Below are 26059 nucleotides of genomic sequence, written 5' to 3' on the forward strand. Positions count from 1 at the left end.
CTTACTTGATCAGACCATCCAGCGGCGAAGAGGCGCTGGCATAGAGTTTTTTCGGCATGCGGCCGGCGAGGTAAGCCAGGCGTCCGGCAACGATGGCGTGTTTCATGGCTTCGGCCATCATGACCGGTTGTTGGGCGTGGGCGATTGCTGAGTTCATCAGCACGGCATCACAGCCCAGTTCCATGGCGATGGTGGCGTCGGACGCAGTACCCACACCGGCATCCACCAACACGGGAATCTTGGCTTCTTCGAGGATGATTTGCAGGTTGTACGGGTTGCAGATCCCCAGTCCCGAACCAATCAGACCGGCCAGCGGCATCACCGCGATGCAGCCGATTTCCGCCAATTGACGGGCGATGATCGGGTCATCACTGGTGTAGACCATCACGTCGAAGCCTTCCTTGACCAATGTTTCGGCGGCCTTGAGGGTTTCGATCACGTTGGGGAACAGGGTTTTCTGATCCGCCAGCACTTCCAGCTTCACCAGATTGTGGCCGTCGAGCAGTTCACGGGCCAGGCGGCAGGTGCGCACGGCCTCGATAGCGTCGTAGCAACCGGCTGTGTTCGGCAGGAAGGTGTAGCGGTCCGGCGACAGCACTTCGAGCAGGTTCGGCTCGCCCTCGATCTGCCCGAGGTTGGTGCGGCGCACGGCGAAGGTGACGATCTCGGCGCCCGAGGCTTCGATGGCCGTGCGGGTTTCTTCCATGTCACGGTACTTGCCGGTACCGACCAGCAAACGCGACTGGTAAGTACGACCGGCCAGGACGAAAGGCTTGTCGCTACGAACGATGCTCATGGGAAATCCTCTGTAGGGGTGAGGTTCTTGCAGAATTGTGTCGGCCCTTGGGCCAGACGGCTAGCCGCCGCCGATGGCATGCACCACTTCGACGTTGTCGCCGTCATTCAATGTGGTGTCGGCATGCTGGCTGCGCGGGACGATATCCAGATTGAGTTCGACCGCCACCCGGCGTCCGGTCAGGTCCAGACGGGTGATCAGGGCCGCAACGGTTTCACCGTCGGGCAGTTCAAAGGATTCGCCGTTCAACTGAATGCGCATGCGCAAGGCCGCCATCATTTTTAGGGGCTGGCATTCTAGCCCGATCAGTCAGGCTGACCCAAGCCATTCGTCATGAAATGGACTGCACGGTCAGCTCAACCGCCAGGCGGCCAACCCCAGGCAGAACCAGCCCACCAGAAACGCCAGCCCACCGAACGGCGTGATGATGCCGAGCTTGCTGACACCGGTCAGCGTCAACACGTACAGGCTGCCAGAAAACAACAGGATGCCGATGGCAAACGATGCGCCAGCCCAAGTGACAAGGCGACCGGGAATCTGCGTGGCCAGCAATGCGACGCCCAGCAACGCCAAGGTATGCACCAGCTGATAGGTCACGCCGGTATGGAAAATCGCCAGGTACTCGGCGCTAAGACGGTTTTTCAGGCCATGGGCGGCAAAGGCGCCAAGGCCGACACCGGTGAAGCCGAAAAAAGCGGCCAGCATCAGAAAGCCACGCAGCATGCAGAACTCCAGTCAGACTCGATCAACAGGGTCTGTATAATGGCCCGCTCAACGGGTTCGGCCAAGCCATCTCTATGCTGCGTATCTATTTCCGTCGTTTCACCAAGGCCGTGCTCTGGTTCATGGGCGGCAGCGTCCTGCTGGTGCTGATTTTCCGCGTGGTACCGCCACCGGGAACGGCGCTGATGGTCGAGCGCAAGATCGAATCCTGGATCGATGGCGAGCCCATTGACCTGCAACGCACCTGGAAACCCTGGGAAGAGATCTCCGATGACCTGAAAGTCGCGGTGATTGCCGGCGAAGACCAGAAATTCCCGGAGCACTGGGGCTTCGACGTCAATGCGATCAAGGCCGCCTTGGCTCACAACGAACTCGGCGGCTCGATTCGCGGCGCCAGCACCCTCAGCCAGCAAGTGTCGAAAAACCTGTTCCTGTGGTCCGGCCGCAGCTGGCTGCGCAAGGGTCTGGAAGCCTGGTTCACTGGGCTGATCGAAGTGTTCTGGCCCAAGCAGCGGATTCTTGAGGTCTACCTCAACAGTGTCGAATGGGATGACGGCGTGTTTGGCGCCGAAGCGGCGGCCAGGCATCACTTTGGCGTAAGCGCCAAAGGTCTCAGCCGCCAGCAATCGAGCTTGTTGGCCGCCGTTCTACCCAACCCGCGTGTGTGGAGTGCCAGCCATCCGACCCCGTACGTGGCACGACGCGCGGGCTGGATTCGGCGGCAGATGAGTCAGTTGGGTGGCGATAGCTATCTGGTAGGCCTTAATGATTCGCGTCGGGCGCCTTGGTCCCAATAATTGAAAATCAAAAGATCCAAAAACAAAAACGCCCCGATCGATGATCGGGGCGTTTTTTTATGTCTGCTCGCCGGTTACGCGGCAATCGACACCTTGAGCTTGTTCATCGCGCTCTTTTCCAGCTGACGAATACGCTCGGCCGACACGTTGTACTTCTGCGCCAGGTCGTGCAGCGTGGCCTTTTCTTCTGCCAGCCAGCGCTGGTAGAGGATGTCACGGCTGCGGTCGTCCAGCACTTCCAGCGCTTCGTGCAGGTTGTGGTTGGAGTTATCGCTCCAGTCGGCATCTTCCAGTTGACGCGCCGGGTCGTACCGGTGGTCTTCCAGATAGTTGGCCGGCGACTGGAAAGCGCTGTCGTCGTCTGCTTCGGCAGCCGGGTCGAAGGCCATGTCATGGCCGGTCAGGCGACTTTCCATCTCGCGCACTTCCCGAGGCTCTACGCCGAGGCTTTCCGCCACGCGATGGACTTCCTCGTTGTTCAACCAGGCCAGACGTTTTTTCTGGCTGCGCAGGTTGAAGAACAGCTTGCGCTGGGCCTTGGTGGTCGCGACTTTCACAATGCGCCAGTTGCGCAGGATGAACTCGTGAATTTCCGCCTTGATCCAGTGCACAGCGAACGACACCAGGCGCACGCCCATTTCCGGGTTGAAGCGCTTCACGGCCTTCATCAGGCCAACGTTACCTTCCTGGATCAGGTCAGCCTGAGCCAGCCCGTAGCCGGAATAGCTACGGGCGATATGTACGACAAAACGCAGGTGGGCGAGCACCATCTGCCGAGCCGCCCCCAAATCCTGCTCATAGTAGAGACTCTCGGCCAGTTCACGCTCCTGCTCCGGCGTCAGCAATGGAATGCTGTTGACGGTGTGCACATAGGCTTCCAGGTTCGCACCCGGAACCAACGCATACGCAGGTTGCAAAGAATTGGTCATACGAAAAAACCTCCCACTTACATACTCGTGCCTCTCGGCACTGCGAAAAATTGACCGGGAAATCAAGTACAAGTTCCCAAAAAACCGCGAGGTCAATCACGCGCAAAAAAGATTCTACTTCGGCGCCAGCTCCCTGAGATGACGTGCGACTGCAATCCATGCACCGATATAACCCAACAGCACCGCGCCAAGCAAGAGAGACAGACCGTCGGCAACCGGCACGCCGGCCAGTGCGAAATCACTGCCATACAAACCGGCCAGCCCGACGACCGCGTCGTTCAGCCAGTCAAGGCCAAACGCCAGCACGCCCCAGGAAAGGATCCCCGCACCGAAACCATACAGCGCGCCCATATAAAGAAAGGGCCTGCGCACATAGCTGTCAGTGCCGCCCACGAGTTTAATCACTTCTATCTCTGTGCGGCGGTTTTCAATATGAAGACGAATGGTATTGCCTATCACCAAAAGTAATGCAGAAACCAAAAGCACGGTCAGACCAAAGACAAAACGGTCACCCAGCTTGAGGATGGCTGCCAGACGCTCGACCCAGACTAGATCAAGCTGCGCCTGTTGTACCTTCGGCAGTTCGGAAAGTTTTTGTCTTAATGCTTCGAGGGCCGGCTTGTCGACTTCGGTCGGCGTCACCAGGACCACGCCAGGCAGCGGGTTTTCCGGCAGTTCCTTGAGCGCCTCACCCAGGCCGGACTGTTGCTGGAACTCTTCCAGCGCCTGATCCCGTCCGACATATTCGGCATCGGCCACGCCGGGCATGCCCTTGATCTGCTCGCGCAGCGATTCGCCTTCAGCGGGGCTGGCTTCAATTTGCAGGTACAGGGAGATCTGCGCCGCACGCTGCCAGGAACCGCCCAGACGCTCGACGTTACTTAGCAGAAGTGACAGCCCCATGGGCAAACTCAGGGCTACCGCCATCACCATGCAGGTGAAGAAACTGCCGATCGGCTGCTTGCCGAGGCGGCGCAGGCTGTCCAGCAGGCTGGCACGATGGCTTTCGACCCAGGCACGGAACAGCGTGGCAAAGTCCGGACCGTCATCGTCGTCGTGTTTTTTCTTCTTCGGCTGCGGATCGGCGGCTTTCGGTGCCACGCGCTCGGAAACCTTCGGACTGCGTGTCGCGCTCATTCTGCCGCCTCCCCGTCGCCGATCAATCGACCGCGTTGCAGGGTCAGCATGCGATGGCGCATGCGCGCAATCAGCGCCAAATCGTGACTGGCGATCAGCACGCTGGTGCCCAGGCGGTTGATGTCTTCGAACACCCCCATGATTTCTGCCGCCAGACGCGGGTCGAGGTTACCGGTCGGTTCGTCCGCCAGCAGCAAGGCCGGGCGGTGAACGATGGCGCGGGCAATGCCGACACGCTGTTGCTGACCGGTGGACAGGTCGCCAGGGTACAAATCGGTCTTGTCCGACAGCGCCACGCGCTCCAGAGCCGAATCCACGCGTTTGGCGATTTCAGCCTTGGACAGGCCAAGAATCTGCAACGGCAGCGCAACGTTGTTGAAGACGGTGCGATCGAACAGCAACTGGTGGTTCTGGAACACCACGCCGATTTGCCGGCGCAGGAATGGAATCTGCGCGTTGCTGATGGTGCTCAGGTCTTGCCCGGCGAGCAGCAGCTTGCCGCTGGTCGGGCGCTCCATGGCCAGCAACAGGCGCAACAGCGTGGATTTCCCCGCGCCGGAATGGCCGGTCACAAACAGAAACTCGCCCCGACGGACTCGAAAGCTCAGCTCATGCAAGCCGACGTGACCGTTCGGGTAGCGTTTACCGACCTGTTCGAAACGAATCATGAACGCTCCCGCTCGGCAAACAGTGCCTGGACAAAGGGTTCAGCTTCAAAAGTGCGCAAATCGTCGATGCCTTCGCCGACGCCGATGTAACGGATCGGCAAGCCAAACTGCTTGGCCAGGGCAAAGATCACCCCGCCCTTGGCGGTGCCGTCGAGTTTGGTCAGCGCCAGGCCGGTCAGTTCGACGGTCTGGTTGAATTGCTTTGCCTGGTTGATGGCGTTCTGGCCGGTGCCGGCGTCGAGTACCAGCAACACTTCGTGCGGCGCGTCGGCGTCGAGCTTACTGATGACCCGTCGAACCTTTTTCAACTCTTCCATCAGGTTGTCTTTGGTGTGCAGGCGACCGGCGGTATCAGCGATCAGCACATCGATGCCACGGGCCTTGGCGGCCTGCACGGCGTCGAAGATCACCGACGCGGAGTCGGCGCCAGTGTGCTGGGCGATCACCGGGATCTTGTTGCGCTCACCCCAGACCTGCAATTGCTCAACGGCGGCGGCGCGGAAGGTGTCGCCGGCGGCGAGCATGACTTTCTTGCCTTCCAGTTGCAGCTTCTTCGCCAATTTGCCGATAGTGGTGGTCTTGCCGGCGCCGTTGACGCCGACCACCAGAATCACGAACGGCTTGTTCTGCGAGGTGATTTTCAGCGGTTGCTCGACAGGCTTGAGCATCGCTGCCAGCTCGGCTTGCAGGGATTTGTACAGCGCATCGGCATCGGCCAGTTCTTTGCGCGCGACTTTTTGGGTCAGGCGCTGAATGATCACCGAAGTGGCCTCGACGCCTACATCGGCGGTCAACAGGCGGGTTTCGAGGTCATCGAGCAATTCGTCATCGATGGCTTTCTTGCCCAGGAACAGGCTGGCCATGCCTTCGCCGATGCTGGCACTGGTCTTGGACAGGCCTTGCTTGAGACGGGCGAAGAAACCGGCTTTGGATTCTTCGGTGCGTACCGGCTCGACTGGAGTCTCGACTGGCGCTGCGGCGATGGGCTCAATTGCAGGTGCAGGTGCAGGTGCAGGTGCAGGCTCGGGCTCGGGCATTTGAACGGCTGGTGCTACCGGCGCTACGAATGCCGGAACGACAGGCTCGGGCGCAACCTCAACGACAGGCTCAACCTCCGGCACTTGAACCGGCTCAGCTGCCAACGCGGTCGGCGCTGGAATCGGCGGCGTCACATGCGGCGCCAACTCATCTTCGACCAGCGCCACCGGCTCTTCCGCCACCGGCAAGGTCAACCAAGGCTCGGCGACCGAAGCCAGCGGCAACTCGGCCACGACATCGTTTATAGGCTCGATGACCGGCTGCAGCACCGATTCGGCGATCGGCAACACCACCGGCGCAGGCTCAGCTTCTATTACCGGCGCCGGCGCGGTTGTTGGCTCAGGAAGTGGCTGTGGCTGTTCGACGACGGCTTCCTGCGGCTTTTTGCGCAGCCATCCGAACAGGCTTTTCTTCTCGCCAGCCGCAGCTGGGGTCTTCTTGTCGTCGTTGGAACCAAACATGGAGGACGGCTATCTCACGGTAGCGACGCGCCAATGGCGCCCCGGCAAATAAATATTCGATGCAGAACAGACTGCGATTGACCCAGCTTGTTCACGCGCAACATTTTGTCGAGGCGCTCATCGGCGCCTCAAAGAATCGATTTGTCATAGGACTAAAGCAGCAAAATCGGCGAAAAAGCGGAATTCTGTTGATAAATTCACACCTTCCGTCGTAAACCCATTCAACCTGATCAAGCATAAAGGCCTGATAGGCGTGGCCGCCGCTAAAACGGATCAGTATCCTAGGGCGTGTCATCAAGCATTACCAGTACCGCGTGGCCGCCTGAAAACGAGCCAGGCAAGGCGCAGGCCGTAGGGAATGTGCTTTCCTTCCCAAGGACTGCAACGCAGCATGGCCCGTTTTCAGGCACCACCCGGAGGGCCGGTCCTGAGAGTGCGCAGGGCTGCGTTGCTCGGAGTTTATTTGGAATGACCAAACTACACTCCTCGCGCCTTGCCCTGCGCACTCTCAGGACCGGCGCGGTACTGGTAATGCTTGATGACACGCCCTACCTCTCGCCCGCTGACGCTAAGACCTAGCGGGCAGCCCCAAAGGTTTAAACACGAATGAATGCTCTAGCCCGCCGCGCCGCAGGCCTGCTGCTCAGCACAGTTTGTCTGCCCCTCTCGGCCCTGGCTGCCGATCCACAACCGACCCACGAATTCACCCTCGACAACGGCTTGAAGGTCGTCGTGCGCGAAGACCATCGCGCGCCTGTGGTGGTTTCCCAGGTCTGGTACAAGGTTGGTTCCAGCTACGAGACACCGGGTCAGACCGGCCTGTCCCACGCCCTGGAACACATGATGTTCAAGGGCAGCGAGAAAGTCGGCCCCGGCGAAGCGTCGCTGATCCTGCGCGACCTCGGCGCCGAAGAGAACGCCTTCACCAGTGACGACTTCACCGCGTACTACCAGGTCCTGGCCCGCGACCGCCTGGGCGTGGCCTTCGAACTGGAAGCCGACCGCATGGCCAGCCTGCGCCTGCCACCGGACGAGTTCGCCCGGGAAATCGAAGTCATTAAAGAAGAGCGTCGCCTGCGTACCGACGACAAACCCATGTCCAAGGCCTACGAGCGCTTCAAGGCCATGGCGTACCCGGCCAGCGGCTATCACACGCCGACCATCGGCTGGATGGCGGACCTGGACCGCATGAAAGTCGAAGAGCTGCGCCACTGGTATGAATCCTGGTACGTCCCGAACAACGCCACGCTGGTGGTCGTCGGCGACGTGACGCCTGAGGAAGTCAAAACCCTGGCCCAGCGCTACTTCGGTCCGATCGCCAAACGTGATGTGCCTGCCGCGAAAAAACCGCTGGAACTGGCCGAACCCGGCGAACGCCAGATCACCCTGCACGTGAAGACCCAATTGCCGAGCCTGATGCTGGCTTTCAACGTGCCGAGCATCGCTACTGCTGAAGACAAGCGCTCGGTGAATGCCTTGCGTCTGATTTCCGCGTTGCTTGATGGCGGCTATAGCGCGCGCATTCCGACTCAACTGGAACGCGGAGAAGAGCTGGTGTCCGGCGGTTCGTCGAGCTACGACGCCTACACCCGCGGCGACAGTCTGTTCACCTTGTCGGCAACACCGAACAGCCAGAAAAAGAAAACCATCGCCCAGGCCGAAGCCGGTTTGTGGAAGCTGCTTGAACAGCTGAAAACCACCGCACCGACCACTGAAGAACTGGAGCGCGTGCGCGCGCAGGTTATCGCCGGGCTCGTCTACGAGCGCGATTCGATCACCAGCCAGGCCACCGCCATCGGTCAACTGGAAACCGTCGGCCTGTCCTGGAAACTGATGGACACCGAACTCGCCGACCTGGAAAGCGTGACCCCGGAAGACATCCAGAAAGCCGCCAAGCTGTATTTCACCCGCGAACGTCTCAGCGTCGCCCATGTACTGCCGGAGGAGACGACTCATGAGTGAACATAAAAAACCGCGCCTGGCCCTGCTTGGCCTGATCGCCGTCGCCCTGATCGGGTCCGCCGCGTTCTATTTCTCGAAGACCGACGAGTCCAATGCCAGCGAAGCACTGGACAAGGCCAAGGCCAGCCAGAAGCTGCAATCGCTGACCGAACTCAACGGCAAGGCACCAAGTCACCGCAAACTCGACGTGCAAACCTGGAGCACCGCCGAAGGCGCCAAAGTCTTGTTTGTCGAAGCCCGTGAGCTGCCAATGTTCGACATGCGCCTGATCTTTTCCGCCGGCAGCAGCCAGGACGGTGACGCACCTGGCCTGGCCCTGCTGACCAACGCCATGCTCAATGAAGGCGTGGCGGGTAAAGACGTCAGCGCCATCGCCCAAGGCTTCGAAGGCCTGGGTGCCGATTTCGGCAACGGTGCCTACAAAGACATGGCGGTTGCGTCGCTGCGTAGCCTCAGCGCCGCGGACAAACGTGAGCCAGCGTTGAAGCTGTTCGCAGAAGTCGTCGGCAAACCGACCTTCCCTGCTGACTCGTTCACCCGCATCAAGAACCAGATGCTCGCCGGCTTCGAATACCAGAAACAGAACCCCGGCAAACTGGCCAGCCTCGAGCTGATGAACCGCTTGTATGGCGACCATCCGTACGCGCACGCCAGCGATGGCACGGCGAAAACCGTTCCGACCGTGACCCTGGCGCAACTGCGTGCTTTCCACGAGAAAGCCTACGCGGCCGGCAACGTGGTGATCGCACTGGTTGGCGACTTGTCCCGCGCCGAAGCCGAAGCCATCGCCGCACAGGTTTCCGCCGCCCTTCCCAAAGGCCCGGCCCTGCCGAAAATCGCCCAACCCACCGAACCCAAGGCCAGCATCGGCCACATCGAGTTCCCGTCCAAGCAGACCAACCTGATGCTCGCGCAACTGGGTATCGACCGCGACGATCCGGACTACGCAGCATTGTCCATGGGCAACCAGATCCTCGGTGGTGGCGGTTTCGGCACTCGACTGATGAGCGAAGTGCGCGAGAAACGCGGCCTGGCCTATGGCGTATATTCGGGCTTCAGTCCGATGCAGGCGCGCGGCCCGTTCATGATCAACCTGCAAACCCGCGCCGAGATGAGCGAAGGCACACTGAAGCTGGTGCAGGACGTTCTGGCGGACTACCTTGAAACCGGTCCGACCGAAAAAGAACTCGACGACGCCAAGCGTGAACTGGCCGGCAGCTTCCCGCTGTCCACCGCCAGCAACGCCGATATCGTCGGTCAGTTGGGCGCCATTGGCTTCTATAATCTGCCGTTGAGCCATCTGGAAGACTTCATGCAGCAGTCCCAGAACCTGACCGTCGAGCAAGTCAAAGCGGCCATGAACAAACACCTGAGCACGGACAAAATGGCCATCGTCAGCGCTGGCCCGACCGTGCCGCAAAAGCCGTTACCGGCCCCTACTGATAAACCTGCCGAGCAACCGCTCGGGGTTCCGGAGCATTAATGGCTACTTCCCGTCCTAAAAAACCTGTTCACAACGTGCACAACGGCGTGAACCAACTGCGCATCATCGGCGGCGAATGGCGCAGCCGTAAGCTGAGCTTCCCCGATGCCCCGGGCCTGCGTCCGACGCCGGACCGGGTGCGTGAAACCCTGTTCAACTGGCTTGCGCCGTACGTTGCGGGTGCCAAGGTGCTCGACCCGTTCACCGGTAGCGGCGCGCTGTTCCTCGAAGCCTTGTCCCGTGGCGCGGCCATGGGTCAGGCGCTGGATGCCAGCAGTATCGCGGTGTCCAGCCTCAAGGAGCATCTGGGAACGTTGCGCTGCACCACCGGCCAGGTCCAGACCGCCGATGCCCTGCGCTATCTGGAAACCCAGACCGCCACGGCTTACGACCTGGTGTTCCTCGACCCGCCGTTCAACCAGAACCTGCTGCCCGCCGTGTGCAAATTGCTCGAAGAGCGCCAATGGCTGGCCGAGGACGCGTGGGTGTACACCGAAAGCGAATCCGCACCGTCGACGCTCGGCCTGCCGGGCAACTGGCGCCTGCACCGCGAGCAAAAATCCGGGCGGGTCTATTATTCGTTGTGGCAACGTATGGCAGAGATCGCCGGTTAATCGACCGGCCTGAACAAGGCGCGCACCGCACACAGGCGCGCGCCGCTGCATCGAGAACAATCGTGTCCCATCCGTCAGAACGCTTCACCCCCGCCTTCGGCCTCGGCAACCCGCACTTGCAGACCTTGTGGGGGCCGCTGTGGCGAAAAACCACGCACATCGAACGCCAACGTGAACGCTTGTGGCTCGAAGATGGCGACTTCCTCGACCTTGACTGGCACGGACCGCACAGCGTTGATGCGCCGTTGGTGCTGGTGCTGCACGGGCTGACCGGCTCGTCTAACTCGCCTTACGTGGCCGGGATGCAAAAAACCCTGGGTGACCGAGGATGGGCCAGTGTTGCGCTGAACTGGCGTGGCTGCTCCGGCGAACCCAATCTGCTGCCGCGCAGCTACCACTCCGGCGCCAGCGAAGATCTCGCCGAAGCCATCAAGCATCTGCGGGCCAAGCGGCCTCTGGCGCCGCTGTATGCAGTCGGTTATTCCCTGGGCGGCAATGTCCTGCTCAAACATTTGGGCGAATCCGGCAGTGACAGTGGTGTGATGGGTGCCGTAGCGGTGTCAGTGCCGTTTCGTCTGGACCAGTGCGCCGACCGGATCGGCCAAGGATTCTCAAAGGTCTATCAGGCGCATTTCATGCGCGAAATGCTGGCCTACATCAAGAATAAGCAGCGGCAGTTCCAGCATGATGGCCGCGAGGATGGCCTGGCGGCGTTAGCGGCGCTCGGCTCGCTGGAGAACATGCGCACCTTCTGGGATTTCGATGGCCGGGTCACCGCGCCGCTGAACGGTTTTGTCGATGCCGAGGATTATTATCGCCGCGCCTCGAGCCGCTACTTCCTCGGGGAAATTCGCACGCCGACCCTGATCATTCAGGCGGCCGACGATCCGTTCGTGTTTCCCCACAGCCTGCCGCACGCTGATGAATTGTCGGCCTGCACGCAACTCGAATTGCAGGCCAAGGGTGGGCATGTCGGGTTTGTCGACGGTTCGGTCAGGCAACCGGGTTACTACCTGGAGCGGCGCATCCCGCACTGGCTGGCCAACGCAGGTCGCGGGTAAGCCGTGGACGTCGATCAGGGCGAATCGATCCGTTTCTGGCAAACGGCGCCGTTGGCCGGGGTCGAGTTGTTGTCGGCGCGCTACATCGAACACCGCTTCGCCCCACACGTGCATGACGGCTATGTGATCGGCATGATCATGGCCGGCGCCCAGCGTTATCGCTATCGCGGCGCCGAGCACCTGGCGGGCAGCGGCACGCTGGTGTTGATCAACCCTGATGAACTGCACACCGGCCACAAGGGCACGGAAGACGGCTGGCTGTACCGGGCGTTTTATCCGGACAGCGGGCAGATCCTGTCACTGTTGGCCGAACTCGAACTGCCGAGCCACAACCCGCCGGCATTCGGCGCCACGCTGTATCGCGACCCGGATCTGGTGAACGGTTTCTGCCAGTTGCATCGCCTGTTGGAAAGTCCGTCGACGGCCCTGCAACAGCAGACTGCCTGGCGGGAATTGATGCTGTCGTTGTTGCAGCGTCATGCGGCGGTGGCAGAGGCTGGCAAACCCGGCAAGGAACATCGGGCGGTGAGGCTGGCCAAGGAGTTGCTGCATGCGCAGCTGGCGGCACCGCCCTCGCTGGAAGAACTGGCGGCAGCGGTGAATCTTTCACCCTTCCACTTCGCGCGGGTGTTCCGTCGCGCAACAGGCATGCCGCCGCACACCTGGCTGATGCAGCAGCGCATTGCCCGGGCGCGGGGGTTATTGCAGAGCGGTTGCTTGCCGTTGGAAGTGGCCACGCAGTTGGGATTTGCCGACCAGAGTCATCTGAGTCGGCAGTTCAAGCAGGTGTATGGGGTTGGGCCGGGGGCGTATCGGAGTTCTCGGCAAAAACCTACGACACATCTCTAATGTGGGAGCGGGCTTGCTCGCGAAGAGGGCGTGTCAGTCGATATTTTTTTGACTGACCTACCGCATTCGCGAGCAAGCCCGCTCCCACATTTTGATTGCGGGTTATTCGCCTTTGGCAACGCCCCGCGCAGGATCATTGATCCACTCGCTCCAAGACCCGGCATACAACGAGCCCAACGGATAACCCGCCAGACACAACGCAAACAGGTTGTGGCAAGCCGTCACGCCCGAGCCGCAATACGCCACCAGATCGTCCGGCGAGCGATTTCCGAGTTTCACGGCAAAGCGTTGCTTGAGCTGATCGGCCGGCAGGAAGCGCCCGTCACCGCCAAGGTTGTCGGTAAACGCCGCGCATTGCGCACCGGGGATGTGCCCGGCAATCGGGTCGATCGGCTCCACTTCACCTTTGAAACGCGGCAGTGCTCGCGCATCGAGCAAGGTCAGTTCCGGTTGAGCGAGACGCTTCTGCAGTTGTTCGGCACTGAGCAACAACGAAGCATCAGGCGTACCGGTGAATGTGCCGCGAATGATCGACGGCGAATCAAGGCTCAGAGGCAAACCCGCCGCGTGCCACGCCTTGAGCCCGCCATCGAGAATAAACACGCCATCACGCTTGCCGAGCCAGGCCAGCAACCACCAGGCCCGCGCCGCGTAGGCACCCGGACCGTCGTCGTACAAAACCACGTCACTATCGTTGTTGATGCCCCAGGCTTGCAGGTGCTCGATCAGCTCTGCCGGCTCGGGAAGCGGATGACGACCGGTCACACCCTTGACCACTTTGCCGCTGAGATCGCGTTCGAGATCGGCAAAACTCGACCCGGCGATGTGCCCTTCGGCGTAGCTGCGCTGACCGTAATCCGGGTCTTCGAGGGCAAAACGACAATCCAGAATCACCAACCCCGGCTGGTCCTTTTTCAGGTCCAGTGCTTGCGGGCTGATCAGTTGCGCAATGGGCATAACGGGCTCCTGTGATGGGCGATTTTCGGTCCTGCTGCATTCGTTGATTCAGATTTCTTCCAGCGCTTGGGCCAGTGGCACGTAAAACTCCTCGAATAAAGCGTTGACCGCCTCGCGCGCCTGATCCGTGACGAATCCGGCCTCCAGCACCAGCACTTGATAGACGCCGCGCTTGATCGCCTGTTCGCTGAGGTGGCTGGAGTTTTCCCGCGTGGTGCACAGAAAGCGCACCCAGGAAGTGAGGATGATCCAGGCATTGAGGGTCAGGGATTCTATCTGCACCCGGTCCATTTTCAGGATGCCGGCGGCAACGAAACCTTCGTAGATGGCCATGCCTTGAATGACGCAGCGCTGGGAAAAGCGCCGGTAACGGGCGGCCAGTTCCGGATCGCTATCGAGCAGATGCTCAAGGTCACGATGCAAAAACCGGTAGCCCCACATCGCCGAGAGCAACTCCTTCAGATAGAAGCGCTTGTCTTCCACCGTCGCAGCGCGCCCCTGTGGCGGGCGCAGGAAACTGTCCACCAGGCTTTCGTACTCGCTGAACAACACGGCGATGATCGCCTGCTTGTTCGGGAAGTGGTAGTACAGGTTGCCCGGGGAAATTTCCATGTGGGCAGCGATGTGGTTGGTGCTGATGCTGCGCTCACCCTGCTGATTGAACAGCTCCAGGCTGTTCTGCACGATGCGCTCGCTGGTTTTGATCCGTGGGGCCATGGCTTGAGCTTTAATTCAGAGTGCGTTGGCGGGCATCTTACGACCTATCCGCAAGCGGATGGAATATCGCCGCGCGGAGGAAGGCATTTGACTTTCTAGAGCATAGACTCTAAAAAGTGCGTCATTACAATAAATCCGGAGCCGACCATGACTGCTGATATTTCCTACCTGCAAAATCTCCAGCAGCCTCTGGAAGAGCTTCAGGCCCTGTTCGATGCGCAGCGCGCCGCTTATGCAGCCAATCCAATGCCTCCCGCGGCCCAGCGCCAGCAATGGCTCAAGGCGTTGAAGGATTTATTGAACACCGAACGTCAGGCCTTGATCGACGCGATCAGCCAGGATTTCAGCCATCGCAGCGCCGATGAAACGCTGCTCGCCGAGCTGATGCCGAGCCTGCACGGCATCCATTACGCCAGCCGCCATCTCAAGGGCTGGATGCGCGCCTCGCGGCGCAAAGTCGGCGCAGCTTTCCAGCCGGCCTCGGCCAAAGTGGTTTACCAGCCGCTGGGCGTAGTCGGGGTGATCGTCCCGTGGAACTACCCGCTGTACCTGGCCATCGGGCCTCTGGTCGGCGCGTTGTCGGCAGGTAATCGGGTCATGCTCAAACTCAGCGAATCGACCCCCGCCACCGGTTTGCTGATGAAAAAACTGCTGGGGCGCATCTTCCCCGAAGACCTGGTCTGCGTGGTGCTGGGCGAGGCCGATATCGGCGTGGCGTTTTCGCGGCTGCGTTTCGATCACTTGCTGTTCACCGGCGCCACCAGCATCGGCAAACACGTGATGCGCGCGGCGGCGGAGAACCTGACGCCGGTCACCCTGGAATTGGGCGGCAAGTCCCCGGCCATCGTGTCCCACGACGTGCCGCTCAAGGATGCCGCCGAACGCATCGCGTTCGGCAAGACGCTCAACGCTGGGCAGACCTGCGTGGCCCCTGACTACGTGCTGGTGCCGGAAGAACGCGTCGGGTCTTTTGTTGAAGCCTACCGTCAGGTGGTTCGCGGGTTTTATCCGACGCTTGCGGATAACCCGGACTACACCGCGATCATCAATGACCGACAACTGGCACGCCTCAACAGCTATGTCAGTGACGCCACCAGCAAAGGCGCGCTGCTGATTCCGCTGTTCGAGCAGGGCCAGGGCCGGCGCATGGGCCATAGCCTGCTGCTCAATGTCACTGACGACATGACGGTGATGCAGGACGAAATCTTCGGCCCGCTGCTGCCGATCGTGCCGTACAAGGATCTCGATCAGGCGTTTGCCTACATTAACCAGCGCCCTCGCCCACTGGCGCTGTACTACTTCGGCTACGACAAGCGCGAACAAAACCGCGTGCTGCACGAAACTCATTCCGGTGGCGTGTGCCTCAACGACACGCTGCTGCACGTCGCCCAGGACGACATGCCGTTCGGCGGCATCGGCGCTTCGGGCATGGGCCATTACCACGGCCACGAAGGCTTCCTGACCTTCAGCAAGGCCAAGGGTGTGCTGATCAAACAGCGCTTTAACGCGGCGAAGTTGATTTACCCGCCGTACGGCAAATCCATTCAGAAACTGATCCAGAAGCTGTTTATCCGCTAACGGTCGTCACACTCGGGTAATAACAAGAATGAACCCAAGCCTGTCCGATACTCCCGCGCTGTCACGGCGCGGCCTGCTCAAGTTCAGCCTCGGCGCCAGTGCCTTTCTCGCCACGGCCGGATTGGGCGCCAGTCTCAGTGGTTGTTCGTCAGGCACTGCGCAAAGCGGTTTCGCAGCATTGCGCAGCGGCGACCTGCTGTTTCTGCGGGCACTGCTGCCGGTGATGCTCAGTGGTGCCGTGTCCGCCGAACGAATGCCAGACGCCGTCGACGGCACGCTCAAAAGTCTGGATTACAACCTCGATCACCTGTCGCCGGAAATGCTCAAGCTGACCCGGCAACTGTTCGATGTGCTCGGCATGGCCGTCACCCGCGGCCCGCTGACCGGGATCTGGGGCAGTTGGGAAAACGCCAGCGCCGACGAAATCCGACACTTCCTCGATCGCTGGGAAAACAGCTCGTTGAGCCTGCTGCGCATGGGTCACAGCTCATTGCTGCAACTGGTGATGATGGCCTGGTACGGGCGCAAGGAATCGTGGGCGCATTGCGGGTATCCCGGACCGCCGACCGTTTGAAACCGAGTCGCTCCCACATTTGACCGCGCCCTCCAATAATAAAAAGAGAACCCGAAGATGCCCGTACCCGATCCGTTCCGCGAAGGCATGGCCCGTGGCTGGAAAACCTACAACGGCTCACAACTGAGCCAGGACCTGACCCTCGAAGCGGACGTGGCGATCATCGGCAGCGGTGCCGGCGGTGGAACCACGGCTGAAATCCTCAGCGCTGCCGGCTACAAAGTGCTGCTGATCGAAGAAGGCCCGCTCAAGACCAGCAGCGACTTCAAGCTGCTCGAAGACCAGGCCTACGCCAGCCTCTATCAGGAAGGCATCGGCCGCATGAGCAAGGACGGCGCAATCACCATCCTTCAGGGTCGCGCGGTGGGTGGCACCACGCTGATCAACTGGACCTCCAGTTTCCGCACGCCGGAACCGACCCTGGAACACTGGGCCAAGGAACACAACGTCAAGGGCCACAGCCCGGCGGAAATGGCGCCGTGGTTCGAAAAAATGGAACAGCGCCTGGGCGTCGCGCCGTGGATGGTGCCGCCCAACGCCAACAATGACGTGATCCGCAAAGGCTGCGAAAAACTCGGCTATAGCTGGCATGTCATCCCGCGCAATGTGCGCGGTTGCTGGAACCTCGGTTACTGCGGCATGGGCTGCCCGACCAACGCCAAGCAATCGATGATGGTCACGACCATTCCGGCGACCCTGGAAAAGGGCGGCGAGCTGCTCTACCTGGCCCGCGCCGAAAAACTCTTGATCAGCGGCGACAAGATCACCGGCCTGCAATGCTCGGCGATGGACGAGCGCTGCGTCGAGCCCACCGGTCGCCAGATTACGGTCAAGGCGCGGCATTACGTGCTGGCCGGCGGCGGGATCAACACACCGGGGTTGCTGATGCGCTCGGGGGCACCCGATCCGCACAAACGTTTGGGCAAGCGCACGTTCCTGCATCCGGTGAACATGTCTGCCGCGTTGTTCGACGAAGTGGTCAACCCGTTCTATGGCGCGCCGCAGTCGATCTATTCCGACCATTTCCAATGGCAGGACGGCACCACCGGCCCAATGGCGTACAAACTTGAGGTTCCGCCGCTGCACCCGGCCCTGGCGGCCACGCTGCTCGGCGGCTTCGGCCGGGAAAATGCGCAGCACATGGCCAATCTGCCGCATACCCACGCCATGCTCGCGCTGCTGCGCGACGGGTTTCACCCGGACAGCCAGGGTGGCAGCGTCGAATTGCGCGGCGACGACACGCCCGTGCTCGATTATCAGATGTCGCCTTACGCCTGGGACGGATTGCGCCGGGCCTTCCACACCATGGCCGAGATCCAGTTCGCCGGTGGCGCCAAGGCAGTGATGCCGATGCACGCCGATGCGCGTTATGTGAAAACCCTCGCTGAAGCACGCACCCTGATCGATAGCCTGAGCCTGGAGTTGTACCGCACGCGGCTGGGCAGCGCCCACGTGATGGGCGGTTGTGCGATGGGCGAAGACCCGAAAAACGCCGTGACCGACAGCCTCGGCCGGCATCATCAACTCGCCAATCTGTCGATTCACGACGGCTCGTTATTCCCCACCAGCATTGGCGCAAACCCGCAACTGTCGGTCTACGGCCTGACGGCACAACTGGCAACTTCCCTGGCAGAACGTTTGAAAAACCCATGAAAATGACGAATATTCCTATCGTCTATAGTGCTTTCTTACCCAACAGGCGACTTGGCCGACCGGGAAGGCTGCGATACCATCCGACTCCCCAACGCACTCCCGCCAGGACGACGCGATGAACCGAGTGTTGTACCCAGGTACATTCGACCCTATTACCAAGGGCCATGGCGACTTGGTCGAACGCGCCGCGCGCCTGTTCGATCACGTGATCATTGCCGTCGCCGCCAGCCCGAAGAAAAACCCGTTGTTTCCTCTGGAACAACGTGTGGAGCTGGCCCGCGAGGTCACTAAACATCTGCCGAACGTTGAAGTCGTCGGCTTCTCGACCCTGTTGGCGCATTTCGCCAAAGAGAAGAACGCCAACGTGTTCCTGCGAGGTTTGCGCGCAGTGTCGGACTTCGAATACGAGTTCCAGCTGGCCAACATGAACCGTCAGCTGGCCCCGGATGTAGAAAGTCTGTTTCTTACCCCATCCGAGCGTTATTCGTTCATTTCCTCGACGCTGGTCCGTGAAATTGCTGCCCTGGGCGGCGATATCACCAAGTTCGTCCACCCTGCGGTGGCGGATGCGCTGACCGAGCGGTTCAAGAAGTAATCACCGCTCAATCGGCGCCCGCGTGCAACGCAGGCGCCAATGCGGCACAATTACGCGCATTGATTTATTGCGCCCGGGCCTGCCGCCCCGGCTGGAGTTAGCATGTCCCTGATCATCACCGACGATTGCATCAACTGCGACGTCTGCGAACCCGAGTGCCCGAACGCCGCCATTTCCCAAGGCGAAGAGATCTACGTGATCGACCCGAACCTGTGCACCCAGTGCGTCGGCCACTACGACGAACCGCAGTGCCAACAGGTCTGCCCGGTCGATTGCATTCCGCTGGACGAAGCCCATCCGGAGACTGAAGAGCAGTTGATGGAGAAGTACCGGAAGATTACCGGTAAGGCTTGAATGCTCTAGCGCCTGTTCGGGCCCTATCGCCAGCAGGCTAGCTCCCACAGGGGGATGTGTGATCGACGCAGATTCACTGTGGGAGCCAGCCTGCTGGCGATGAGGCCATCAAGCCGCAGCCAATAATCCAGATCTGCTCACTCAGTCTGCTCAAACCCCTCCCCGATACACCCCAGACACCGCACGAACGCCGCTTTCGCCGGATCAACCACCAGCGCCTGTCCCGCATCACCCACGCCGCCACCCAGCGCGGTAAACGGCAACGACACCACAAACACCCCGGCACCAATCACCGTCGCCGCGACCAGTAAAGGCCGGGCAATCAGCAAGTCGCCAATCATGGCGTAAGCCGGTGGATTCTGGATGGTATACAGCGGATCACCGCTGCCGCCGCTGGCCACGGCTGATGCACCGAAGCTCAGCAGCAACGCGACGACAAGGGTTCGAAACAGGTTCATGGCGCGGTCCTTCGGCTAAACAGTCAGAACACTGACTATAGACCGTAGGCGTTTCAGCTCTGGCAGCGTGGGCAAAAGACGCTGGCGCGCTGCCCGAGTTTCACTTCCCGCAACTGCGTACCACAGACTTTGCAGTGCTCGGCGCCTCGGCCGTACACGAACAGTTCCTGCTGGAAGTAACCCGGCTGACCGTCACCGCCGATAAAGTCCCGCAACGTGGTGCCGCCGCGCTCAATGGCCGCGGCGAGGATGCGTTTGATCTCGATTGCCAGCTTCAGATAGCGCGCCCGGGAAATGCTCTTGGCTTCGCGGCGCGGGTCGATCCCGGCAGCGAACAGCGCTTCGGTCGCGTAGATATTGCCGACGCCGACCACCACCGCGTTATCCATGATGAACGGCTTGACCGCCATCGAACGCCCGCGAGACAACTGGAACAAACGCTCACCGTCAAACAGATCGGTCAACGGCTCCGGCCCCAGGCGAATCAACAATTCGTGGTTGAGCGGGTCGAGGCTCCAGAGCATCGCGCCAAACCGTCGCGGGTCGGTGTAGCGCAGGGCCAGGCCCGACTCCAGTTCGATATCGACGTGCTCATGTTTGGCCGCCGGCAGGCCGGCTTCCACCAAACGCAAATTCCCAGACATACCCAAGTGACTGATCAATGTGCCGACCTCGGCGTTGATCAGCAGATACTTGGCGCGCCGCTCCACCAGCACGATGCGCTGGCCGGACAAACGCACATCCAGGTCTTCGGGAATCGGCCAGCGCAGACGCCGGTCACGCACGATCACCCGGCTGACGCGCTGGCCTTCCAGGTGCGGCGCAATGCCACGACGGGTGGTTTCGACTTCTGGCAATTCAGGCATGGTGTTCTCGAATCAGGCTGGCAGGTGCAACTCAGCGGTGAGTGCCGAGGTCGCGAATCGTCTGCTTGAGGGTTTCGAAGTCGTAGTCCGAAAGCCCGACGTAATCGAGCACCAGAGGCCCGATGCTGTTCCATTCATGGTCTTCGGTCTGGTTGCCCAGCACCCGGTAGGACGCACAAATGTGCTCGGCCATTTTCAGGATCGCCAGCAGGTTTTTCAACGAACTGTTGCGCGACGACTCATCGCTGAAGATCGCCAGGGCATTGTGGTGATTGGCGATGGCGGTGCTCACATGCTCCGGCAGGCGCCAGGACTTGGCCGTGTAATAACCGACCACGGCGTGGTTGGTGTTGAAGACCTGGTTTTCAGTGTCCACCACCCGGCAATCGGGGCCGGCATTGGCGTAGGCCTGTTCGAGCACGGTCATGTACTCGGGGAAACGCTGGAGCATCAACGGCACGCCACAGTCGTGGAACAGACCCAGCGCATACGCTTCATCGCCAGCCTGCGCGCCGATGCGCTTGGCCAGGGTCAGACAGGTCATCGCTACGTCCTGCGCCGTGTCCCAGAAGCGGTTCAGGGTGACGATGGTTTCGTCGTTCATCTCGCCCTTGATCGACTGCGCGTTGATCAGGTTGATGATCGAGCGACTGCCCAGCAGATTCACCGCACGCTGAATCGAGGCGATCTTGTTGGTCAGCCCGTAATACGGCGAGTTGACGATTTTCAACAAGGCGCCGGACAGACCCGGGTCTTGGGAAATCAGCTTCGCGATCACTTCCAGATCCGGATCGGGCATGTATTGCTCCATCTGCAGATCCACCATGATCTGCGGTTGGGCAGGCACACTGATGCCTTGCAGGGACTGTTGGATCTGTTCGGAAGTCAGCTCTTGGGACATAAGTACACACTCTGGGCCAGGCGCAGATTCTAGCTTCTAAAACCTGGATCCGACACCTTGGGTGGTCCATCGATGGAAGTTTCATGTAACTCCGGGCCTGATCACCGCATGTCCATCCGCCGCGCCGAGGCCTTGCGCAACGCGCTATACTCCCGCTCTTTTTTCCGGAGCGACGTCATGTCCCTGCCTAGCCTGCGCCTCAAAGCCAACGCCGACCGTCGTCTGCGCAACGGTCATTTGTGGGTCTACAGCAACGAAATCGATGTAGCCGCTACACCTTTGCACGGTTTCAAGGCCGGCGACCAGGCGATCCTCGAAGCCGCCGGCGGCAAGCCGCTGGGCATCGTTGCCATGAGCCCGAACAACCTGATCTGCGCTCGCGTTTTGTCGCGTGACATCAAGTTGCCGCTGGACAAATCGCTGCTGGTGCATCGCCTGAACGTGGCCCTGTCGCTGCGCGATCGCCTGTTCGACAAGCCGTTCTATCGCTTGGTCTACGGCGATTCCGATCTGCTGCCAGGCCTGGTGGTCGACCGTTTTGGCGACATCCTGGTGGTGCAGATCGCCTCGGCGACCATGGAAGCCCACAAGGACGACGTGATCGCGGCGCTGACCCAAGTGCTCAAGCCAAGCGGCATTCTGTTCAAGAACGACTCCGCGGCCCGTGACGCTGAAGGCCTCAACCGCTACGTCGAAACCGTGTTCGGCCTGGTGCCGGAATGGGTTGCGCTGGAAGAGAACGGCGTGAAATTCGAAGCGCCGGTCATCCAGGGCCAGAAAACCGGCTGGTTCTACGACCACCGCATGAACCGCGCACGCCTGGCGCCATATGCCAAAGGCAAGCGCGTCCTGGACCTCTATAGCTACATCGGTGGCTGGGGCGTGCAAGCCGCCGCGTTCGGCGCCAGTGAAGTGTTCTGCGTCGACGCATCGGCCTTCGCCCTCGACGGCGTCGAGCGCAACGCCGCGCTGAACGGCTTCGCCGAAAAAATGACCTGCATCGAAGGCGACGTGTTCGAAGCCCTCAAAGAGCTGAAAGCCAGCGAAGAGCGTTTCGACGTGATCGTGGCCGACCCGCCCGCGTTCATCAAGCGCAAGAAAGACATGAAAAACGGCGAAGGCGCCTATCGCCGCCTGAACGAGCAAGCCATGCGCCTGCTCACCAAGGACGGCATCCTGGTCAGCGCATCGTGCTCGATGCACCTGCCGGAAGACGACCTGCAAAACATCCTGCTGACCAGCGCCCGCCACCTGGACCGCAACATCCAGATGCTGGAACGCGGCGGCCAGGGCCCGGATCATCCGGTTCACCCTGCCATCGCTGAAACCCGCTACATCAAGAGCATTACCTGCCGGTTGCTGCCGAACAGCTAACCGCTGCCAACCCCTGTAGGAGCGAGCTCGCTCGCGAAGAACGCATAGACACTGCGGGTAACCAGACACACCCGCGTTATCGTTGACGTTTTTCGCGAGTAAGCTCGCTCCTACAACAGATTCAGAATCGCCTCACGCGTACTGACATTGACTTGTTTCCTCATCGAATCAATTCTCATCCATCCCTCACGGAACGAGAGAATGGATTGATGCCCTCTGCCAAAAACGCCAACGAAAAGCCGTTGATCACCCTGTTGCTGATGACAATGACGCTGTTGGGTGTTTTTCCGTTGGACGTCGTTCTCCCCTCCTTTCCCGACCTGTCGGCCTACTTCCAGATCTCGCCACCTGAGGTTGCCCTTTCTGTCAGCCTGTTCGCCGTCAGCCTGGCGTTTTCCATAATGCTCGTAGGGCCGCTGTCGGACATGTGGGGCCGCAAGAAGCTGCTGTTGGGTGGTATGGCTGTCGCGATGATAGGTGCGACCGGATGCGCGCTTTCCAGCGAATACAGCTGGTTTCTGGGTTTTCGGGTGATCCAGGCCATCGGTTGCGGATCCTTTTCGCTGTCCCAGGCCTTGGTGCAGGATTTGTTCATCGGTCGGGAAAGGCAGCGACTGCGGATCTGGATGGTGACCGCCGGCGGCGTATTCATTTCAATATCGCCACTGCTGGGGACATGGCTGCAATTGCAGTTCGGCTGGCAGGGCAGCTTTTATGTGTTTGTCACGCTGGCAGCTTTTGTCTGGCTGAGCGCCTGCTGGCTGCTCAAGGAAACCCCGCCGGTGCGTACGACCGCACATGGCAGATTTTTCAGCGCTTATTGGCGGGTATGTTCGGATTCACGGTTCATGGGTTACTGGCTGATTTCGGCCCTGGCCTTCGCCTGCCATTTTTCCTTCATCGTCAGTTCACCCATTATTTTCATGGAGCACCTGGCACTCTCACCGTACGAATTCGCCTGGGCGTTGTTGCTGTATGGCGTCGCATATGTGCTGGGTGGAGTGATCGCCAGCATCTTGCATCGACACCTGCAAGCCAACACCCAAATCAATGCTGGCCTGTGGCTGATCGTGGCTTCGGGCCCGGTCATGCTGTGGTTGACTCATCAGTTCGGTCTCTCGGCCACTACGGTGTTGATATCCATGCTGGTGTGTACACTCGGAACCACCATTACCAGACCCATCGTCAACTCCATGGCCATGAGCATCCACCCGGAACATGCCGGCACTTCTACCTCGGTAGGCGGTGTGCTGATGTTCCTCACTGGTGGCGTGATCAGCGCGCTAATCAGTGCGGTGCCCGAGGACTTGATCACCACTTTGGCCCTTTGCTTCCTGACTTTGAGTCTCGCGGGCCTTGGACTGAATGCATTGATCATCCAAAGGAATAAACAGGTACTCGATATCGGCTGACACTGCCAGTCGTCATCCCACACGCGCCATCAACACCGTATCAACGCTTCCCGGCATTCCCTCCAGCCGCCAGCCGTGTAGAATCGCGACATTCATCGCCAGTCATCCCCGGCGGGTTTATGAGCTCAAGCTGAAGCGCGCGGCGATCCCGCAAAGTTATCGGCAACTTCCGGACACACGGCCATTTCTGAGTGTTCCAGACGTCACTAGAAGCTCACTTCCCTTTTGATACCTGATTAGCCGCCCGGAGTGCTTCATGCCTGATTACCGCTCGAAAACATCCACCCACGGCCGCAACATGGCCGGTGCCCGCGCATTGTGGCGCGCCACGGGGATGAAAGATGACGACTTCAAAAAGCCGATCATCGCCATTGCCAACTCGTTTACCCAGTTCGTACCGGGCCACGTCCACCTCAAGGACCTCGGCCAACTGGTCGCCCGCGAAATCGAACGTGCGGGCGGTGTGGCAAAAGAATTCAACACCATCGCTGTCGACGACGGCATCGCCATGGGCCACGACGGCATGCTCTATTCGCTGCCGAGCCGCGAGATCATCGCCGACTCCGTCGAGTACATGGTCAACGCCCACTGCGCCGACGCCATCGTCTGCATCTCCAACTGCGACAAGATCACCCCCGGCATGCTGATGGCGTCCCTGCGCCTGAACATCCCGGTGATCTTCGTGTCCGGCGGCCCGATGGAAGCCGGCAAGACCAAACTCGCTTCCCACGGCCTCGACCTGGTCGACGCCATGGTGATCGCCGCCGACTCCAGCGCTTCTGACGAGAAAGTCGCTGAGTACGAGCGCAGCGCCTGCCCGACTTGCGGTTCGTGCTCCGGTATGTTCACCGCCAACTCGATGAACTGCCTGGTTGAAGCACTGGGCCTGGCATTGCCGGGCAACGGTTCGACCCTGGCCACCCACAGCGACCGCGAGCAACTGTTCCTGCAAGCCGGCCGCACCATCGTCGAGCTGTGCAAGCGTTACTACGGCGAGAACGACGAGTCGGTATTGCCACGCAACATCGCCAACTTCCAGGCGTTCGAGAACGCCATGACGCTGGACATCGCCATGGGCGGTTCCACCAACACCATCCTGCATTTGCTGGCCGCTGCCCAGGAAGCCGAGATCGATTTCGACCTGCGCGACATCGACCGTCTGTCCCGTCACGTGCCGCAACTGTGCAAAGTCGCGCCGAACATCCAGAAGTACCACATGGAAGACGTGCACCGTGCCGGCGGGATCTTCAGCATCCTCGGCTCGCTGGCCCGTGGTGGTCTGCTGCACACTCAGCTGCCGACCGTGCACAGCCGCAGCATGGAAGAAGCCATCGCCAAGTGGGACATCACCCAGACCAACGACGAAGCCGTGCATCACTTCTTCAAGGCCGGTCCGGCGGGCATCCCGACGCAAACCGCGTTCAGCCAGTCGACCCGTTGGGACACCCTGGACGACGACCGTGAAAACGGCTGCATCCGCAGTGTCGAGCACGCTTACTCGCAAGAAGGCGGCCTGGCCGTGCTGTACGGCAACATCGCGCTGGACGGTTGCGTCGTGAAAACCGCAGGCGTCGATGAGTCGATCCACGTGTTCGAAGGCAACGCCAAAATCTTCGAAAGCCAGGACAGCGCCGTACGCGGCATCCTCGCGGACGAAGTGCAGGCCGGCGACATCGTGATCATCCGTTACGAAGGCCCGAAAGGCGGCCCGGGCATGCAGGAAATGCTGTACCCGACGTCGTACCTGAAATCCAAAGGCCTGGGCAAAGCCTGCGCCCTGCTCACCGACGGCCGTTTCTCCGGCGGTACTTCCGGTCTGTCCATCGGCCACGCTTCGCCTGAAGCCGCTGCCGGTGGCGCAATCGGCCTGGTACAGGACGGTGACAAGGTGTTGATCGACATTCCGAACCGCTCGATCAACCTGTTGGTCAGCGACGAAGAACTGGCCGCGCGCCGGGTCGAGCAGGACAAGAAAGGCTGGAAACCGGTGGAAGTGCGTCCACGCAAAGTGACCACCGCACTGAAAGCCTACGCCCTGCTGGCGACCAGCGCCGACAAGGGTGCTGTGCGTAACAAAGCGATGCTCGACGGGCTGTAAGCGT

The 26059-nt window shown here is 60.6% G+C and carries 26 protein-coding genes; 14 read left to right on the forward strand and 12 right to left on the reverse strand.

Annotation, left to right across the window (positions count from 1 at the left end; translation table 11 throughout):
- Window position 1 precedes the first annotated feature (1 nt).
- The 3 genes from V6Z53_RS00795 to V6Z53_RS00805 all read right to left on the reverse strand — a co-directional run bounded on the left by V6Z53_RS00795 (window position 2) and on the right by V6Z53_RS00805 (window position 1519).
- Window positions 2-796, reverse strand: coding sequence for a thiazole synthase (locus V6Z53_RS00795; protein ID WP_150701761.1), 795 nt, complete (start codon window positions 794-796; stop codon window positions 2-4).
- A gap of 60 nt (window positions 797-856) precedes the next feature.
- Window positions 857-1057: a sulfur carrier protein ThiS gene (gene thiS / locus V6Z53_RS00800; protein WP_160386128.1), complete on the reverse strand. Its 201-nt coding sequence runs from the start codon at window positions 1055-1057 to the stop codon at window positions 857-859.
- 90 nt (window positions 1058-1147) lie between these two features.
- Window positions 1148-1519, reverse strand: a complete 372-nt coding sequence (locus V6Z53_RS00805) for a DUF423 domain-containing protein (RefSeq protein ID WP_056853989.1) — start codon at window positions 1517-1519, stop codon at window positions 1148-1150.
- 74 nt (window positions 1520-1593) lie between these two features.
- Here V6Z53_RS00805 and mtgA point away from each other — a divergent pair, with 74 nt between their 5' ends.
- Complete coding sequence (gene mtgA / locus V6Z53_RS00810; RefSeq protein WP_338583691.1) at window positions 1594-2316, forward strand: monofunctional biosynthetic peptidoglycan transglycosylase; 723 nt, start codon at window positions 1594-1596, stop codon at window positions 2314-2316.
- Between the two features lie 74 nt (window positions 2317-2390).
- Here the strand turns inward: mtgA and rpoH are convergent, their stop codons facing one another.
- From rpoH to ftsY, 4 genes are all read right to left on the reverse strand, one after another.
- Window positions 2391-3245: an RNA polymerase sigma factor RpoH gene (rpoH, locus tag V6Z53_RS00815; RefSeq protein ID WP_150746650.1), complete on the reverse strand. Its 855-nt coding sequence runs from the start codon at window positions 3243-3245 to the stop codon at window positions 2391-2393.
- 114 nt (window positions 3246-3359) lie between these two features.
- Window positions 3360-4382: a permease-like cell division protein FtsX gene (gene ftsX / locus V6Z53_RS00820; protein ID WP_338583693.1), complete on the reverse strand. Its 1023-nt coding sequence runs from the start codon at window positions 4380-4382 to the stop codon at window positions 3360-3362.
- Window positions 4379-5050: a cell division ATP-binding protein FtsE gene (gene ftsE / locus V6Z53_RS00825; RefSeq protein ID WP_095057385.1), complete on the reverse strand. Its 672-nt coding sequence runs from the start codon at window positions 5048-5050 to the stop codon at window positions 4379-4381. Before ftsE ends, ftsX begins: the two co-directional genes overlap by 4 nt.
- Window positions 5047-6549 (reverse strand): signal recognition particle-docking protein FtsY, encoded by a 1503-nt coding sequence (gene ftsY / locus V6Z53_RS00830; protein WP_338583694.1) that lies wholly within the window; start codon window positions 6547-6549, stop codon window positions 5047-5049. Before ftsY ends, ftsE begins: the two co-directional genes overlap by 4 nt.
- Window positions 6550-7155: 606 nt before the next feature.
- Here ftsY and V6Z53_RS00835 point away from each other — a divergent pair.
- The 5 genes from V6Z53_RS00835 (at window position 7156) to V6Z53_RS00855 (ending at window position 12518) form a co-directional block, all read left to right on the forward strand.
- Window positions 7156-8511 (forward strand): pitrilysin family protein, encoded by a 1356-nt coding sequence (locus tag V6Z53_RS00835; protein WP_338583695.1) that lies wholly within the window; start codon window positions 7156-7158, stop codon window positions 8509-8511.
- Entirely contained in the window at window positions 8504-9994 is a 1491-nt protein-coding gene (locus V6Z53_RS00840) for a pitrilysin family protein (protein ID WP_338583697.1), read from the forward strand. The genes V6Z53_RS00835 and V6Z53_RS00840 overlap by 8 nt, the downstream gene beginning before the upstream one ends.
- Window positions 9994-10608, forward strand: a complete 615-nt coding sequence (gene rsmD / locus V6Z53_RS00845) for a 16S rRNA (guanine(966)-N(2))-methyltransferase RsmD (RefSeq protein WP_338583700.1) — start codon at window positions 9994-9996, stop codon at window positions 10606-10608. The genes V6Z53_RS00840 and rsmD overlap by 1 nt, the downstream gene beginning before the upstream one ends.
- A gap of 62 nt (window positions 10609-10670) precedes the next feature.
- Window positions 10671-11669 (forward strand): hydrolase, encoded by a 999-nt coding sequence (locus tag V6Z53_RS00850; protein WP_338583701.1) that lies wholly within the window; start codon window positions 10671-10673, stop codon window positions 11667-11669.
- A gap of 3 nt (window positions 11670-11672) precedes the next feature.
- A complete protein-coding gene (locus tag V6Z53_RS00855) occupies window positions 11673-12518 on the forward strand; it encodes an AraC family transcriptional regulator (protein ID WP_338583702.1) in 846 nt (281 codons plus the stop codon).
- Between the two features lie 102 nt (window positions 12519-12620).
- Here V6Z53_RS00855 and V6Z53_RS00860 read toward each other — a convergent pair whose 3' ends face one another.
- Both V6Z53_RS00860 and V6Z53_RS00865 read right to left on the reverse strand, forming a co-directional pair.
- Window positions 12621-13475, reverse strand: a complete 855-nt coding sequence (locus V6Z53_RS00860; protein ID WP_338583703.1) for a sulfurtransferase — start codon at window positions 13473-13475, stop codon at window positions 12621-12623.
- A gap of 48 nt (window positions 13476-13523) precedes the next feature.
- Window positions 13524-14192, reverse strand: coding sequence for a TetR/AcrR family transcriptional regulator (locus tag V6Z53_RS00865; protein WP_338583704.1), 669 nt, complete (start codon window positions 14190-14192; stop codon window positions 13524-13526).
- A gap of 147 nt (window positions 14193-14339) precedes the next feature.
- Between V6Z53_RS00865 and V6Z53_RS00870 the strand changes: the two genes are divergently transcribed.
- The 5 genes from V6Z53_RS00870 to V6Z53_RS00890 all read left to right on the forward strand — a co-directional run bounded on the left by V6Z53_RS00870 (window position 14340) and on the right by V6Z53_RS00890 (window position 18946).
- Entirely contained in the window at window positions 14340-15770 is a 1431-nt protein-coding gene (locus V6Z53_RS00870; RefSeq protein ID WP_338583705.1) for a coniferyl aldehyde dehydrogenase, read from the forward strand.
- Window positions 15771-15798: 28 nt separating this feature from the next.
- Window positions 15799-16344: a twin-arginine translocation pathway signal protein gene (locus V6Z53_RS00875; protein ID WP_338583706.1), complete on the forward strand. Its 546-nt coding sequence runs from the start codon at window positions 15799-15801 to the stop codon at window positions 16342-16344.
- 57 nt (window positions 16345-16401) lie between these two features.
- Window positions 16402-17997, forward strand: a complete 1596-nt coding sequence (locus tag V6Z53_RS00880; RefSeq protein WP_338583707.1) for a GMC family oxidoreductase — start codon at window positions 16402-16404, stop codon at window positions 17995-17997.
- A gap of 115 nt (window positions 17998-18112) precedes the next feature.
- Window positions 18113-18592: a pantetheine-phosphate adenylyltransferase gene (gene coaD, locus V6Z53_RS00885; RefSeq protein WP_007945531.1), complete on the forward strand. Its 480-nt coding sequence runs from the start codon at window positions 18113-18115 to the stop codon at window positions 18590-18592.
- Between the two features lie 102 nt (window positions 18593-18694).
- Window positions 18695-18946 (forward strand): YfhL family 4Fe-4S dicluster ferredoxin, encoded by a 252-nt coding sequence (locus V6Z53_RS00890; protein ID WP_003195146.1) that lies wholly within the window; start codon window positions 18695-18697, stop codon window positions 18944-18946.
- Between the two features lie 137 nt (window positions 18947-19083).
- On the opposite strand, the gene V6Z53_RS00895 is transcribed toward V6Z53_RS00890, so the two are convergent.
- From V6Z53_RS00895 to V6Z53_RS00905, 3 genes are read right to left on the reverse strand one after another with little or no spacing between them, the layout of a single operon-like run.
- Window positions 19084-19404 (reverse strand): multidrug transporter, encoded by a 321-nt coding sequence (locus V6Z53_RS00895; RefSeq protein ID WP_338583708.1) that lies wholly within the window; start codon window positions 19402-19404, stop codon window positions 19084-19086.
- Window positions 19405-19457: 53 nt separating this feature from the next.
- Window positions 19458-20270, reverse strand: a complete 813-nt coding sequence (gene mutM / locus V6Z53_RS00900) for a bifunctional DNA-formamidopyrimidine glycosylase/DNA-(apurinic or apyrimidinic site) lyase (protein ID WP_338583709.1) — start codon at window positions 20268-20270, stop codon at window positions 19458-19460.
- A gap of 31 nt (window positions 20271-20301) precedes the next feature.
- Window positions 20302-21117, reverse strand: coding sequence for an HDOD domain-containing protein (locus V6Z53_RS00905; protein ID WP_338586427.1), 816 nt, complete (start codon window positions 21115-21117; stop codon window positions 20302-20304).
- A gap of 231 nt (window positions 21118-21348) precedes the next feature.
- Between V6Z53_RS00905 and V6Z53_RS00910 the strand changes: the two genes are divergently transcribed.
- The 3 genes from V6Z53_RS00910 (at window position 21349) to ilvD (ending at window position 26055) form a co-directional block, all read left to right on the forward strand.
- Window positions 21349-22545 carry a class I SAM-dependent rRNA methyltransferase gene (locus V6Z53_RS00910; RefSeq protein WP_007995488.1) on the forward strand — a complete coding sequence of 399 codons (1197 nt, stop codon included), beginning with the start codon at window positions 21349-21351 and terminating at the stop codon, window positions 22543-22545.
- 209 nt (window positions 22546-22754) lie between these two features.
- Complete coding sequence (locus tag V6Z53_RS00915; protein ID WP_338583711.1) at window positions 22755-23957, forward strand: multidrug effflux MFS transporter; 1203 nt, start codon at window positions 22755-22757, stop codon at window positions 23955-23957.
- A gap of 256 nt (window positions 23958-24213) precedes the next feature.
- Window positions 24214-26055 (forward strand): dihydroxy-acid dehydratase, encoded by a 1842-nt coding sequence (gene ilvD / locus V6Z53_RS00920; protein ID WP_338583712.1) that lies wholly within the window; start codon window positions 24214-24216, stop codon window positions 26053-26055.
- The last annotated feature ends 4 nt before the right edge of the window (window positions 26056-26059 follow it).

This window comes from Pseudomonas sp. MAG733B, from assembly GCF_036884845.1.
In the GTDB taxonomy this organism is placed as follows: domain Bacteria; phylum Pseudomonadota; class Gammaproteobacteria; order Pseudomonadales; family Pseudomonadaceae; genus Aquipseudomonas.